Consider the following 14556-nt stretch of genomic DNA (forward strand, 5'->3'; position numbering starts at 1 on the left):
GTGCGTGAGCGCCGATACCGCACCTGCCCGTATCCCGCCCGGCGGATTCCGTGAGCTCGGCCCGTTGAACTGGGCGATCGCCAAGATCGGCGCGCGCGGCATCAGGGCCCCCAAATTCCACCTGTTCAACGTGCTCGGCCAGCATCGGTTGTTGTTCCTGGCCTGGCTGCCGTTCTCCGGGTATCTGCTCTATGCGGGCAAGCTGGATCGCAAGGATGCCGAGCTGGTGATCCTGCGGGTCGGGCACCTGCGCAACTGCGAGTACGAACTGCAGCAACACCGGCGGCTGGCGCGCAGCCGCGGCCTCAAGGCCGATGTGCAGGCCGCGATCTTCGAGGGTCCCGACGCCGATGGCCTGACCCCGCACCAGCGGGTGCTCATCGCCGCCACCGACGAGTTCGTCGTCACCCGGTCGATGTCCCCCGAGACCTGGAGCGCGCTGTCGAAGATCTACGACCGCGCGCAGATCATCGAGTTCTGCACGCTGGCCGGCCAGTACGACGCGCTGGCCGCGACCATGGAGACGCTGCGCATCCCCCTGGACTTCCCCGATTAGTGGGCCTTCTCGGCCATCACCACGCAGTCACCGCCGAGCGCCTTCGCCTCGTACATCGCCCGGTCCGCGGCCGGGATCACACCGTCGAGCCCGGAGACCGGCTCGGTGCACACGGCCACGCCGACGCTGACGGTCACCCGCGGCTCGTCGGGCACGGCCACCGAGGCTCGGATCCGTTCGGCGACCCAGGGCGCCTGGTCGGCCATGATGCGGTCCACCACCAAGAACTCTTCCCCGCCCCAGCGCACCACCACCGCGTGCGGGCAGACACTGGCCCGAATACGGCGGGCCGTGCGGATCAACACCTGGTCGCCGACGACATGGCCGAGATCGTCGTTGACCGCCTTGAAACCGTCGACGTCGATCAGCAGCGCGCACAGATCGGTATCAGGTGCCGCCGAGTCGTTGAGGCGGCGCACCGCGGCATCGAGGCCGCGCCGATTGGTCAGTTCGGTCAACGGGTCGGTCACCGACTGGATGGAGCTGCTCTGCAGCAGCCAGAACCCGAACTGCAGCGCGGGCAATATGCACACCGTGACCGCCAGCGCGATCACCGAACGTGACACGGCGACCTGCAAGCCGTAACCGTCAGAGCTCAGCACCATCCACACCGCGATGCCCAACACCGAAACCACGCACCAGAGAATGTGGGCGACGTGCAGCTTCGGCCCGTGGAAGAAGACGACGTACCCACCCGCGCACAGCAGGATCGGGATGCCCGACATCGCCAGGTTGGCGTCACCGAACAACAACGCCGACAGCGTCATGATGACGTCCACATAGGCGACCAGCAGCGCCGAGACACGTTCGCTGGGCCAGGGGCGCAGCGCCCAGCGCGCCGACCATGCCAGCGAGCCGATCGACACCACCGCCCACCCGGCCCGGATCAGTGTCGTGTCGTTGACCGGCGGAAAAAACACGTTGATCGCACCGAGGAGGCCCAGGACCGCGCCGATGCCGGCGATCAGGTAGCGCAGAACCGGGAGCATCCCCTGGCTACGCAGGAACTCGATCCGCCACTCGTAGTCGTCACGCTGACGCCACCATTGAAGAAGTAGGTCCCCCCGCGCGCCATCCCCCACGGGGTCATTCTTACCGAAAGCAAACGTCTACAAGTACGTGACGGCCAGAACTGTCAGCGTCAGCAACATCGGCGCGACGGGAACCGACCACAGGAACGCCGTGGCGACCCGGTCCTTGCGTTGGTGGGCCCGCCACCCCAGGGCGGCGATGACACCCGCCAGCACGGTGATCACACCGGACACGACGAGCACCCAGAACGGGACATCGCTGGTGTTGATCGCCAGCGAGATGGCCACCAGCCACAGGATGTGGCCGAGCACCAGACCGCCGATGGCGGAGACGATCACTGCCCTGGTCGGCACGCGCTCCCCGTCAGAAGTTGATCATGTGGCCGGCCAGGCCGTGGATGGCTTCCTGCAGTGCCTCCGACAGCGTCGGGTGGGTGTGCACGTTGCGGGTCAGCTCGTTGACGGTCAGGTCCCACTTCTGGGCCAGCGTCAGCTCGGGCAACAGTTCGGACACATCGGGTCCGATGAGGTGCCCACCGATCAGCTCCCCGTACTTGGTATCGGCGATCAGCTTGACGAAGCCGGTCGGATCGGCCAGGCCGTGGGCCTTGCCGTTGGCGGTGAAGGGGAACTTCGCGACCTTCACGTCGTAGCCCTCGGCCCGCGCTTGTTCTTCGGTGAGGCCGAAGCTGGCCACCTGCGGCTGGCAGAAGGTGGCGCGCGGCATCATCCGGTAGTCGCCGAGCGTCAGCGTCTCGGCGCCACCGATGGTCTCGGCGGCCACCACGCCCTGGGCCTCGGCGACGTGGGCGAGCTGCAGCTTGCTGGTGACATCGCCGATCGCGTAGATGTGCGGCACGCTCGTGCGCATGTGGTCGTCGATGTCGATGGCCTTGCGCTCGGTGAGCGCGACCCCGGTGTTCTCCAGTCCGTAGCCCTCGATGTTGGGGGCGAAGCCGATGGCTTGGAGCACCTTGTCGGCCTTGAGGTCCTCGGTCTTGCCGTCCTTGCTGACGGTGACGGTGACCTCGTCGCCAGAATCGGTGATGGACTCGACCTTGGTGCCGGTCAGGATCTTCACACCCAGCTTCTTGTACTGCTTCTCGATCTCCTTGGAGACCTCGGCGTCCTCGTTGGGCAGCGCGCGCGGCAGGAACTCGACGATGGTGACATCGACGCCGTAGTTCTTCATCACGTAGGCGAACTCCATGCCGATGGCACCGGCGCCGGCGATGATGATCGACGAGGGCAGCTCGCGGGTCATGATCTGCTTCTCGTAGGTGACGACATTCTCGGACAACGAGGTGCCCGGCACCAGACGCACCGACGAGCCGGTGGCAATGATCGCGTTGTCGAAGGTGACCTGCTCGGTACCGCCCTCGTTGAGATCGACGGTGATGCTGTTGGCATCGGTGAACTTGCCGTAGCCGTGGATCTCGGTGATCTTGTTCTTCTTCATCAGGAAGTGCACACCGGCCACGCGGCCGTCGGCGACCTTCCGGCTGCGATCCAAGGCGGCCCCGAAATCGAAGCTCGCCTCCCCGCTGATGCCGAAGGTCTTGGCCTCCTTGGTGAAGATGTGAGCCAGCTCGGCGTTGCGCAGCAGCGCCTTCGACGGGATGCACCCGACGTTCAGACAGACACCACCCCAATACTTCGGTTCGATGATCGCGGTGTTGAGACCGAGCTGGGCGGCGCGGATGGCAGCCACGTATCCGCCCGGGCCGGCTCCGAGTACGACGACGTCATAATGGGTCACGAGCACCAGCTTATCGCCGTTGCCCATCGGGTCGAATGGCGACCGCGATTGGGTGCCAGGCAAGATGGGTACGTTCAGTCGAGCAAAAACCCATCCGGGTCTCGGGCTGTACCGAATACCTTGAGATGTGCCGCTCTTCGACCAGGAAGTTGGATCCCATGGCCAAGAACATGACCCCCCATTTTGAGGACGTCCAGGCACATTACGACTTGTCAGACGACTTTTTCCGGTTGTTCCTCGACCCCACGCAGACCTACAGCTGCGCGTACTTCGAGCGCCAGGACATGACACTGGAAGAGGCCCAGTACGCAAAGATCGACCTTTCCCTCGGCAAACTCGGCCTCCAGCCGGGCATGACGCTGCTCGATATCGGTTGCGGGTGGGGCGCCACGCTGCGCCGCGCCGTCGAGAAATACGACGTCAACGTCATCGGCCTGACGCTGTCCAAAAACCAGGCCGAACACGTGCAACGCAGCTTCGACGCCATGGACTCCACCCGCGAGCGACGCGTGATGCTGCAGGGCTGGGAGCAGTTCAGCGAGCCGGTGGACCGGATCGTCTCGATCGGGGCGTTCGAGCACTTCGGTTTCGACCGCTACCAGGACTTTTTCCGGATGACCCACCAGGCACTGCCCGCCGATGGTGTGATGATGCTGCACAGCATCTGCAACTTCAGCCGCGAGGCCGTGCAGGAGAAGGGCATCCCGTTGACGATGGATGGGGTCCGTTTCGCGAAGTTCATCTCCGATGAGATTTTCCCGGGCGGTCGGCTGCCCACCAGCGAGATGGTGCAGCAGTACGCCACCGACGCAGGCTTCGCCCTGACCCGCGAGCATTCCCTGCAGCAGCACTACGCCATCACCCTGGATCACTGGGCCGAAGCGCTGGAACCGCGCCGCGAGGAGGCCATCGCGATCCAGTCCCAAGAGGTCTACGACCGGTACATGAAGTACCTCACCGGCTGCGCCGACCTGTTCCGCAACGGCCAGATCGACGTCGTGCAGTTCACCCTCGAAAAGGGTTCGAAAGGCTGAGCCGACGGCCCGCCTACCCCATACGTCACCGCCGCTCGGGCGGCCAGGAAGGCAGTTCATGCCCAAGGATCTGACCCCGCACTTCGCCGACGTCCAGGCCCACTACGACCTGTCCGACGAGTTTTTCCGGCTTTTCCTCGATCCCACGCAGACCTACAGCTGCGCGTACTTCGAGCGCGATGACATGACGCTGGAAGAGGCCCAGCTCGCCAAGATCGATCTCGCGCTCGGCAAATTGGGTCTGGAGCCGGGCATGACGCTGCTCGATATCGGCTGCGGCTGGGGCGCGACCATGCGCCGCGCCGTCGAGAAGTACGACGTCAACGTCATCGGCCTGACGCTGTCCAAGAACCAGGCCGAACACGTGCAGGCCAGCTTCGATGCCATGGACTCCACCCGCGAGCGACGCGTCCTATTGCAGGGCTGGGAGCAGTTCAACGAACCCGTCGACCGCATCGTGTCCATCGGGGCGTTCGAGCACTTCGGCTTCGACCGCTACCCGGATTTCTTCCGGATGACCCATGAGGCCCTGCCCGACGACGGCGTCATGTTGCTGCACACCATCTGCGCGTTCAACCCGGCGAAAGCAAAAGAAGAGGGCATCCCCGTCACCTTCGAACTCGCGCGGTTCGTGAAATTCATCATCACCGAGATATTTCCCGGCGGTCGGCTGCCGTCGGTCGAGATGGTCGAGGAGGTCTCGGCGGCCGGCGGCTTCACGCTGACCCGTCGGCAGTCACTGCAGCCGCACTATGCGCTGACGCTGGACCGATGGGCACAGGCGCTCGCCGCCCACCGCGAGCAGGCCATCGAGATCCAGTCCGAAGAGGTCTACGACCGGTACATGAAGTACCTCACCGGCTGCGCCGAGACATTCCGCAAACGCCAGACCGATGTCGTGCAGTTCACCCTGCACAAGCGCGCCGGCTGACGGGCGCGTCACCACGATCTGATCGGTCGTCAGAGGCAGTTCAGCGTGGAGCTGCGGGCACCGGGCAAGCCTCGGCCGCTTCGGCCACGATCCGGGTCTGCCCGTCGTCGGGGCGTGCGCCCGCTTCGTAGCGGGCACCGGTGATCGGCGGCCGGTCGGCCAACTCGGCGAGTTCGGAGTCGCTGAACACCCGCCCACGGCTCAGGAAGCGCTTACCCTCCGGGGACTCCAGACTGAATCCGCTGCCACGGCCGGGCACCACGTCGATGATCAACTGGGTGTGCTTCCAGACGTCGAACTGTGGACCCGAGATCCAGACCGGCACCCCGCTCCCGACATCGAGCACGGCCAGCAGGATGTCGCGATCGCCGACGATGAAATCGCCTTCGGGGTAGCACATCGGCGACGAACCGTCACAGCAGCCGCCGGACTGGTGAAACATCAACGCCCCGTGCTGGTTCTGCAGGGTGGCCAGCAGATCGGCGGCCGGCGCGGTGATGAGGGCTCGGCTGGTCATATTCCAAGGCTACGCGCAGGGTATGAATGTCTGTGTGACTTCTGCCGACTCCCCCGCCGATCCGTACCTGTGGCTCGAAGACGTCACCGGCGACGCGGCCCTGGACTGGGTTCGCAGCCACAACGAACCCACGCTGGCACAGCTGGGTGGTGACGAGTTCGAGGCGATGCGCGCCGAGGCCCTCGAGGTCCTCGACACCGATGCCCGCATCCCCTACGTCCGCCGGCGTGGCGAGTATCTCTACAACTTCTGGCGGGACGAGACCAATCCGCGCGGGTTGTGGCGGCGCACGACGCTGGAGAGTTATCGCACCGAGCAGCCGGACTGGGACGTCGTCATCGACGTGGACGAGCTCGCCCGCGCCGACGACACCAACTGGGTGTGGGCCGGCGCCGATGTCATCGAACCCGACCACAGCCTGGCCCTGATAAGCCTGTCCCGGGGTGGGGCCGACGCCGTCGTCGTACGCGAATTCGACATGCGCACACGTGCATTCGTCTCCGGCGGTTTCGAGCTGCCGGAGGCCAAGACCCAGATCAGCTGGGAGGACGAGGACACCCTGCTGGTCGGCACCGATTTCGGCGAAGGCTCGTTGACCGACTCGGGTTACGCACGGCTGGTCAAGCGGTGGCGACGCGGTACCCCGTTGGCCGATGCGGCCCAGGTCTATGCCGGCGAGCGGACCGACGTCATCGTCGCGGCATCGGTGGACCGCACACCCGGCTACCAGCGGACGTTGATCAGCCGCGCGGTCGATTTCTTCAACGACGAGATCTACGAGCTGCGCGGCGAGCAGCTGGTGCGCTTCGACGCGCCGACCGATGCCTCGCTGTCGGTGCATCGCGACTGGCTGCTCATCGAGCTGCGCACCGACTGGGACAACTACCGGGCCGGCTCACTGCTGGCCGCCGATTACGACGAGTTCGTCTCCGGCACAAAGAATCTCACGGTGGTCTTCGAGCCCGACGAGCGCACCAGCCTGCACCAGTATTCGTGGACCCGCGACAAGCTGGTGCTCGTCACGCTGGCCGATGTGGCCAGCCACGTGCAGATCGTCACGCCGGGGACGTGGACCGCGGTCGACCTGGCCGGCGTGCCACCCAACACCAACACCGTCATCGCAGGCGCGGACTCCGATGGTGACGAGATCTTCCTGGACTCAAGCGGTTTCCTGACACCATCGCAGTTGCTGCACGGCACGGCCGACGGGCCGGTCCGCCCGATCAAGGCGGCGCCCGGATTCTTCGACACCACCGGACTGCAGGTCAGCCAACACTTCGCCACGTCGGCTGATGGCACCTCGATTCCGTACTTCGTGGTCGGCCGTCCCGGCGCGACCGGGCCGACGCTGCTCGGCGGGTACGGCGGATTCGAGGTGTCGCGCACACCCGGATACGACGGCGTGCTCGGCCGGTTGTGGCTCGCCCGCGGCGGCACCTACGCGCTGGCCAACATCCGCGGCGGCGGTGAGTACGGACCGGGCTGGCATACCCAGGCCATGCGCGAGGGCCGGCACCTGGTCGACGAGGACTTCGCGGCGGTGGCCGGCGATCTGGTCGCGCGCGGGATCACCACGGTGGATCGCCTCGGCGCTCAAGGCGGCAGCAACGGCGGATTGCTGATGGGCATCATGCTGACCCGTTACCCGGATCGTTTCGGCGCCCTGGTCTGCAGTGTCCCGCTGCTGGACATGAAGCGCTTCCACCTGTTGTTGGCCGGTGCCTCCTGGATGGCCGAGTACGGCAATCCCGATGATCCCGAGGACTGGGAGTTCATCTCCAAATACTCGCCCTACCAGAACATCTCGGCTGATCGGACGTACCCACCGATCCTGATCACCACGTCGACCCGCGATGACCGCGTGCATCCGGGGCATGCACGCAAGATGACCGCGGCGCTGGAAGAGGCCCGGCACCCGGTGAGCTACTACGAGAACATCGACGGCGGCCATGGCGGCGCGGCGGACAACTCGCAGGCGGCATTCCGCTCGGCGCTGATCTACCGCTATCTGTGGCAGACCATCGGTCGTTGACCGACGATGACGGTTGACGACTGGGCGGAGATCGCTCTGATCGGCGCGTTTGTCGCCGCAGCAGCTGCGATCTTCGCCGACTGCGTCAAACGCCGATCCATGGCTCGCGCCGTGTACTGGACGTGTGCCTACATCGCCGTCAGCTGTGTGGCCCTCTCGATGGTCCCGATGGGCTGGCATTACGTCATCGGCTCCACGATCTTCGGCATCGTGGTCGCCATCGGTTACGCCTACGCCGAGACGCCGTTCATCAAGGTCGGTGGCCGCGTCTACTCCGCCGAAGTACGGCACGCGCGCCCCGACCCACCCGACGGTGAGGAACCAGATCTCTCCTCGCCCAAAGAATCCGAGACCTACGACGGTCGCCACTCCGCGGCCTACACCTGGTTCCTGATGGCCGCGGGATCATGCTTGACGGCCCTCGCATTGATCGCAACCGGTTGGCAGCCCGCGTCATTCGTGCTCGTGGCGATCGGGGCGGGCTTCGCGGTGTTCCTCGGCCTCGATGACGGTTCCCGCGGTTTCCCGTACGCCCGCGGCCACCGCCTGGCCTTCCGCATCGCTGCGGTCGCCTCGCTGGCGGGCGCCGGTATCCCGCTGTGGTGCTACCTGTGGGGCCACCGGCGAGGATCGCGCAACCCCGGTTACGGCAAACACGACGCAGCCCGTATGCGACTACATAGGCGTCGGCGCTAGGCTGACGCCGGTGTCCGGGCTCGCGGTATTCAAGCGCTACCTCGTCATCCAGGCGATGACGCTGGTGTGTGGCATCGTCGGGCCGATCTTCCTGTTCGTCTACTTCGCCGCCCAACCCGATGCCACGATCAAGTGGATGTACTGGGCCGGGCTGGTCGTCACCGTCGCCGACATCCTCATCGCGCTCGGGATCACCGAGGCGATCACCCGCCGCTCTGAGGCATAACGTATCCGCGAAGCGCAGCGCTTCCGTACGCTGATGCCCATGAGCCGCCTATCCAGCGTCGATGCAGCCTTCTGGTTCGCTGAAACGAACGGTTGGCATATGCATATCGGCGCCTGTGCAGTGTGCGATCCAACGGACGCACCGGATTTCACCTTCGAGCGGGTCCGCGATCTGGTCGCCAGCCGGTTGCCAGAGTTGCCGCAGCTGCGCTGGCGCGTGACCGGATCCCCGATGGGATTGGACCGGCCATGGTTCGTCGAGGACGACGACCTGGATATCGATTTCCACATCCGGCGGATCGCGGTGCCCGCGCCCGGTGGCCGTAAGGAATTCGACGAGCTCGCCGGGCGACTGATGTCCTACAAGCTCGACCGGTCCAAGCCGCTGTGGGAACTGTGGTGGATCGAGGGTCTTCGCGACGGCCGCGTCGCGATCATCACCAAGATGCACCACTCCGTCGTCGACGGCGTCTCCGGTGCGGGTCTGACCGAGATCCTCTTCGACGTCACGCCTGAGCCCCGCCCGCCGGCCGTCGACGTGGATCGTTCCCTGGTCGGCAAGCGGCTGCCGCGACCCGAACTGCAGCTGATCAACGATCTGATCAACATCGGCGTGAAGACGCCATACCGGATCGCCCGCCTGATCGAACAGACGGTGCGCCAACAGATCGCGGTGCGCAACATCGACAACAAGCCGCCACGCTATTTCGATTCTCCGACAGTCCGATTCAACGCCCCGATCTCGCCGCACCGACGGGTGGCCGGGGCCCGGGTGCCACTGGACCGGGTGAAGAAGGTCAAGGAGGCCTACGGGGTCAAGCTCAACGATGTCGTCCTCGCCCTGGTTTCCGGGGCGATGCGCGACTATCTCAAGGAGCGCGACGAGCTACCGGACAAGTCGCTGGTATCCCAGGTGCCGGTGTCCACCCGCACCGATGCCGACAACGCCGTGGGCAACCAGGTGTCGGCGATGACCGTCGTCCTGGCCAGCGATATCGCCGACCCGGCCGAACGCATCAAGAAGATCTACGCCTACACCCAGGGCGCCAAGGAGATGGCCAAGGCGCTGACCGCCAACCAGATCATGGGCTACACCGAGACGACGCCACCCGGCCTGCTGGCACTGGCATCACGGGCGTATGCGGCCAGCGGGATCGGCAGTTCTATCGCACCGATGAACGTGGTGATCAGCAATGTGCCGGGACCGCCGTTTCCGCTGTATCTGGCGGGAGCACGGGTGGAGAGCCTGATGCCACTGGGGCCGCTGCTGTTCGATGTGGCGCTCAACGTCACGTGCTTCAGTTACTGCGACTCGGTCGATTTCGGGTTCATCACCACCCCGGAGGTGGCGGCGGACATCCACAAGATGGCCGATCTGATCGAACCGGCACTGTATGACCTGGAGGTGGGCGCCGGTCTGGCCGAACCACGAACGGGCAAGCGCGTGCCGCCCCCGCGGACGCCGGTGAGCGTCACCGCTTCCGGTTGACCGGCACCTCTTCCCGACGAGCTCCACCGAGCCCGCTGAGCAGGGACACGATGACGCCGATGATCACGACGCCGCCGCTGATGGTCAGCGTGAGATTGAGCCAGACGTGCATGCTCGAGATGGCGTGCTCGACCATGACCTCGGCGATCTCACGGATGTTGCCGGTGGTGCGGTCCAGCGCGTCGGCGACGTAACGGCGGCCGATCTCGATACCCGCCCAGCCGGCCGCACCGACCAGCAGGCCCGAAACCCCCAGCGCACCAAGCATCTTGCCGCGCCGACGTGACGCGGCCAGCGTGAGCAACGCGAACACCCCGGTCAGCACCGCCACCCCGATGCTCGCCCATGGCCCCCACACCGCGGCGGGGCGCAGCTGTCCGGGACGCAGTCCGCCGGAGGCGTCCTCGGTGATCGCGACCTGCAGATCCTGCGGTGGCTGTACGCCGAAATCGGCCAGCGTCTGGCGGATCGAACCGTCGTCGAGCATCGGGGACAGGTCCACCACCCACTGGCCCTGCGCGTCGTTGGTGAACAGCCAGCGGTGTGCGACCCGGTTGATCGCGCCGAATTGTCCGGGGAACACGTCGCTGGAGGTGTAGCCGTTGGCGGCGGCGCCGATCAAGGTCGCCTGGGTGCCCGAGGTTCCGGTGGCTGCCGTGATCCGGTCGGTCAGCTCCGCGGCCATCGGCTGCTGCAGCGCGCTGTCCTTGGCCGCCGTGGCCGCGAGGTCGGCGTAGCCGTCCTCGCTGACGACGTGCTGCTGGGCCCACAGCGCCGGCAGTGTGACGGCAAGCCCGGCCGTGGTCACGAGCCAGAGCAGAGCGGCCAGCAGAGAACGCATGCCGCCCCTTTCACGATCAATCCGATAGCGCGCGTCCCACGATCAGCGGATCGGGCCTGCCGACCACCTCGTAGTCCTTGTTGTCGTAGTCGAACTTACTCAGCACATGGCGCATCGCGTTGATCCGCGCGCGTTTCTTGTCGTTACTTTTCACCACGGTCCACGGTGCGGTCTCGGTGTCCGTCCAGGAGAACATGTCCTCCTTGGCCGCGGTGTAGTCGCCCCATTTGTCCAGCGATGCCAGATCGGTCGGTGAGAGCTTCCACTGCCGGACCGGGTCCACCTGGCGGATGGTGAACCGGGTCCGCTGCTCGTTCTGGGTCACCGAGAACCACAGCTTGGTCAGGCTGATGCCGTCGTTGACCAGCATCTGCTCGAACAGCGGGGTCTGCCGGATGAACTCTGCGTGCTGCTTGGGTGTGCAGTAGCCCATCACCCGTTCGACGCCGGCCCGGTTGTACCACGACCGGTCGAAGAGCACGATCTCACCGGCGGCGGGAAGATGCTGGACATAACGCTGGAAGTACCACTGGGTGCGTTCCTTCTCGGTGGGTTTCTCCAGGGCGACCACCCGGGCACCGCGCGGATTCAGATGTTCCATGAACCGCTTGATGGTGCCACCCTTGCCTGCGGCGTCGCGGCCCTCGAAGACGATGACGTGCCGCAGGCCGTTGGCCTGGCTCCACTTCTGCAGCTTGAGCAGTTCGATCTGCAGCAGCCGCTTCTGCTCCTCGTACTCGGCGCGGTTCATCCGCTCGTCGTAGGGATAGTTCTCCCGCCAGGTGTCGACGACGTCTCCGCTGGGCAGCAGCACCAGTTCGGGGTCGTCGTCGTCATCGTCGCGGACGGCGTAGCCGGCGGCATCCAGAGTCACCGGCCGAAGCTATCCACCCGGACGTACGTGACGGTGACGTCCGGGTGAACAGCAGGGGTATTACTTGGCTTCGCGGCGTGGACGGATCTGGGCGAACTTGGTCATCAGCTTGTTGCCGCGGGCCAGCGCCTTGACGGTGTGGTTGTAGTAGTTGCTACCCGCCCCCGCCGCGGTGCGCGGCACGACGACCGTCTCCTGACGGCAGAACTTGCGCACCCCGTCGAGACCGCCGAACCGCGCGCCGATGCCCGAGGTCTTCCAGCCGCCCATCGGGGCGGTCGGCAACATCAGATTGGAGATCACGTCGTTGACGTTGACCGCACCGCACTCCAGCTGGACGGCGACATCCTTGGCCCGCTCGACATCCTTGGAGAAGACCGAGGCGCTCAGGCCGTAGGGGCTGTCGTTGGCCAGCCGGACCGCCTCGCCGACCGAGGACACCTTCATGATCGGCAGCGTCGGCCCGAAGGTTTCCTCGGACATACACAGCATCGAATGGTCGACGTCGACGAGCACCGTCGGCGGGTAGAAGCTGCCCTTGCCCTCGGGGCGCTTGCCGCCGGTGAGCGCCTTGGCACCCTTGGCCAGCGCATCGTCGACGTGGCGCGCGGTGACGGCGACCTGCGACTCGTCGATCAGGGCACCGAAGTCGAATCCGGCACCCGCACCCATCTTCAGGTTCTCCACGGCCTTGACGACCGCCGCGACGAACTGGTCGTAGACCGTGTCCATGACGTACACCCGCTCCACCGAGACGCAGGTCTGCCCGGCGTTGAACATCGCCCCCCACACCGCGGCGTTGGCCGCCAGCGGGATATCGGCATCATCGAGGACGATCATCGGGTCTTTGCCGCCGAGTTCCAGGCTGACCGGGGTGAGCCGGCGGGCGGCCCGCTCCATCACCTTGACGCCGGTGGCGCTCGATCCGGTGAACTGGATGTAATCGGAGGAGTCGATGACCGCCTCGGCAACCTCGCGTGCGCCCTGGGCCAGTGCCAGCACCTCGGGGGCGCCGCAGTCGATCCAGCCGCGCAGCAGCACCTCGGCGGTCAACGGCGTGCGCTCGGAGGGCTTGAGTAGCACCGCGCAACCGGCGGCCAGCGCGCCCACGGCGTCCATCAGGGCGTTGGCGACCGGGTAGTTCCACGGCGCGATGATGCCCACGACAGCCCGGGGCCGGTAGTGGACGGCGATCTTCTTGACCGACAGGAAGGGCAGCGGCGCGGGACGGGGATCGGGCGCCATCGCCTTCTCCACCGTCTTGATGTAGTAGGACAGGATGATGCTGATCAACAGCACTTCCTGGACGGCATCGGTGGTCGATTTGCCGGTCTCGGCGATCAGCAGTCGCTCGATCTCGTCACGATGCTCGTCGAGCCATACGGCGTAGCGGGCCAGGACCTTGGCCCGGCCCTTGGCGCCGCGCGCCTCCCAGCCCTGCTGGGCTTCGCGCAGGCCGGCGGCGATCTGGGGTACGTCGGCAGGATTGGTCCAGCGCACCTGGCCTGCGACCGCACCGGTTGCTGGATTCAGGATGGTCGACACGTCGGAACGGTCTGCTGTTGCAGTCATAGGCACATGCTAGCCCCGGGCTGTGACGTATCTCGCACCGGGGTTGACACCTGTCAAGTTTGGCTCAGTCCGACCGGAGCGTGCCGCGGATGTACTTGGCCTGACCGAGGTGCTGCGCACAATCGTCGACGATGCTGACCAGTCGCGCTGATGCCGTCACCGGCGGGTCCCACCCGTCGTCGACGATGCGGCCCAGTTCGGCGTCATCGACGGTCGCGATGTACTCCAGACTCATCTTGTGCACGGCGTGGTAGTAGCCGGCGAGCAGATCGGCCGGGGCGCGCACCTTGGCCACCTCATCCGGCGTATGCCCGTACCCCATGTCGTTGCCGGGCAGGTCCAGCGCGAACCGTTCCCGCCACCCGTCGCGGATCCAGATCTGCTCGGTGCCGGCGATATCGCACACCTGCAGATCCTGGCCCCGGGCGCTGTGCCACACCAGCCATGCGATGCTGTTGGCCCCGGGCACCGGCTGCCAGGACGAGACCTCGTCGGACAGCCCGTCGGTCACCTCGTCGGCATGCTCGATGAGCCGGGTGAAGGCGTCGCGCAGCAATTCCCTCGCAGCATCAGACATAGCGGGAAGGTACCCGCGGCAGCACGGCCCTAAGCGGCACCGTGGAACACCGCCTCGACGTTGTTGCCGTCCGGATCACGGACGAACGCCCCGAAGTAACCGGGGTGATACTCGGGCCACAGCCGGGGTGCGTGCAGCGACTCCGCACCGGCCTCCAGTGCCGCGTCGTGGAACGCGCGCACCGCATCGATGTCGGCGGCCTGGAACGCGATATGTGTCTCCCGGTTCGGGCCCGTCGCCTCCCCCGAGTTCATATCGGAGATCCAGAAGTCGGGCTTGCCCTCGACGCCGTAGCCGATCGCGACATCGAAATCCATCTGCCGGGTGAACCCCAGCACGCCGAGCACCTTGTCGTAGAAGGCCTTCGACCGCTCCCAATCCGCGCAGTTGATTCCAAAGTGATCTATCACGAGGTGACCGTA

General features: G+C 65.9%; 16 protein-coding genes. 7 read left to right on the top strand and 9 right to left on the bottom strand.

Going from position 1 to position 14556, the window contains the following annotated elements; all coding sequences use genetic code 11:
• Positions 1-4: 4 nt before the first annotated feature.
• Positions 5-556 (top strand): carboxymuconolactone decarboxylase family protein, encoded by a 552-nt coding sequence (locus G154_RS11835; RefSeq protein WP_019513776.1) that lies wholly within the window; start codon positions 5-7, stop codon positions 554-556.
• On the opposite strand, the gene G154_RS11840 is transcribed toward G154_RS11835, so the two are convergent.
• From G154_RS11840 to lpdA, 3 genes are read right to left on the bottom strand one after another with little or no spacing between them, the layout of a single operon-like run.
• Positions 553-1638, bottom strand: a complete 1086-nt coding sequence (locus tag G154_RS11840; protein WP_023985258.1) for a diguanylate cyclase — start codon at positions 1636-1638, stop codon at positions 553-555. The two genes, G154_RS11835 and G154_RS11840, sit on opposite strands and share 4 nt — an antisense overlap.
• 27 nt (positions 1639-1665) lie before the next feature.
• Positions 1666-1941 (bottom strand): hypothetical protein, encoded by a 276-nt coding sequence (locus tag G154_RS11845; protein WP_110806938.1) that lies wholly within the window; start codon positions 1939-1941, stop codon positions 1666-1668.
• A gap of 10 nt (positions 1942-1951) precedes the next feature.
• Entirely contained in the window at positions 1952-3346 is a 1395-nt protein-coding gene (lpdA, locus tag G154_RS11850) for a dihydrolipoyl dehydrogenase (protein WP_023985256.1), read from the bottom strand.
• A gap of 158 nt (positions 3347-3504) precedes the next feature.
• Here lpdA and G154_RS11855 point away from each other — a divergent pair, with 158 nt between their 5' ends.
• Complete coding sequence (locus G154_RS11855) at positions 3505-4380, top strand: cyclopropane mycolic acid synthase family methyltransferase (protein ID WP_019513772.1); 876 nt, start codon at positions 3505-3507, stop codon at positions 4378-4380.
• Positions 4381-4438: 58 nt separating this feature from the next.
• Positions 4439-5311 (top strand): cyclopropane mycolic acid synthase family methyltransferase, encoded by an 873-nt coding sequence (locus G154_RS11860; RefSeq protein ID WP_019513771.1) that lies wholly within the window; start codon positions 4439-4441, stop codon positions 5309-5311.
• Between the two features lie 40 nt (positions 5312-5351).
• Here the strand turns inward: G154_RS11860 and G154_RS11865 are convergent, their stop codons facing one another.
• Positions 5352-5828 carry a DUF779 domain-containing protein gene (locus G154_RS11865; protein WP_019513770.1) on the bottom strand — a complete coding sequence of 159 codons (477 nt, stop codon included), beginning with the start codon at positions 5826-5828 and terminating at the stop codon, positions 5352-5354.
• A gap of 34 nt (positions 5829-5862) precedes the next feature.
• Between G154_RS11865 and G154_RS11870 the strand changes: the two genes are divergently transcribed.
• Genes G154_RS11870 through G154_RS11885 form a run of 4 tightly spaced genes read left to right on the top strand, consistent with a single transcriptional unit; the run spans position 5863 to position 10270 of the window.
• Positions 5863-7860: a prolyl oligopeptidase family protein gene (locus G154_RS11870; protein ID WP_031601310.1), complete on the top strand. Its 1998-nt coding sequence runs from the start codon at positions 5863-5865 to the stop codon at positions 7858-7860.
• 6 nt (positions 7861-7866) lie between these two features.
• Entirely contained in the window at positions 7867-8556 is a 690-nt protein-coding gene (locus tag G154_RS11875; protein WP_019513768.1) for a hypothetical protein, read from the top strand.
• Between the two features lie 10 nt (positions 8557-8566).
• A complete protein-coding gene (locus tag G154_RS11880; protein WP_019513767.1) occupies positions 8567-8782 on the top strand; it encodes a hypothetical protein in 216 nt (71 codons plus the stop codon).
• A gap of 39 nt (positions 8783-8821) precedes the next feature.
• Positions 8822-10270: a wax ester/triacylglycerol synthase family O-acyltransferase gene (locus tag G154_RS11885; protein ID WP_019513766.1), complete on the top strand. Its 1449-nt coding sequence runs from the start codon at positions 8822-8824 to the stop codon at positions 10268-10270.
• On the opposite strand, the gene G154_RS11890 is transcribed toward G154_RS11885, so the two are convergent.
• From G154_RS11890 to G154_RS11910, 5 genes are all read right to left on the bottom strand, one after another.
• Positions 10254-11111, bottom strand: a complete 858-nt coding sequence (locus G154_RS11890; protein ID WP_019513765.1) for a hypothetical protein — start codon at positions 11109-11111, stop codon at positions 10254-10256. The two genes, G154_RS11885 and G154_RS11890, sit on opposite strands and share 17 nt — an antisense overlap.
• A 16-nt stretch (positions 11112-11127) precedes the next feature.
• Positions 11128-11985 carry a polyphosphate kinase 2 gene (gene ppk2, locus G154_RS11895; protein ID WP_019513764.1) on the bottom strand — a complete coding sequence of 286 codons (858 nt, stop codon included), beginning with the start codon at positions 11983-11985 and terminating at the stop codon, positions 11128-11130.
• 60 nt (positions 11986-12045) lie between these two features.
• Positions 12046-13557, bottom strand: a complete 1512-nt coding sequence (locus G154_RS11900) for an aldehyde dehydrogenase family protein (protein WP_023985254.1) — start codon at positions 13555-13557, stop codon at positions 12046-12048.
• Positions 13558-13621: 64 nt separating this feature from the next.
• Positions 13622-14134, bottom strand: a complete 513-nt coding sequence (locus G154_RS11905; RefSeq protein WP_023985253.1) for a mycothiol transferase — start codon at positions 14132-14134, stop codon at positions 13622-13624.
• A 29-nt stretch (positions 14135-14163) separates the two neighbouring features.
• Positions 14164-14544, bottom strand: a complete 381-nt coding sequence (locus G154_RS11910) for a VOC family protein (protein ID WP_023985252.1) — start codon at positions 14542-14544, stop codon at positions 14164-14166.
• Between the last annotated feature and the right edge of the window lie 12 nt (positions 14545-14556).

It is taken from the genome of Mycobacterium sp. VKM Ac-1816D (assembly GCF_000416385.1).
GTDB lineage: Bacteria > Actinomycetota > Actinomycetes > Mycobacteriales > Mycobacteriaceae > Mycobacterium > Mycobacterium neoaurum_A.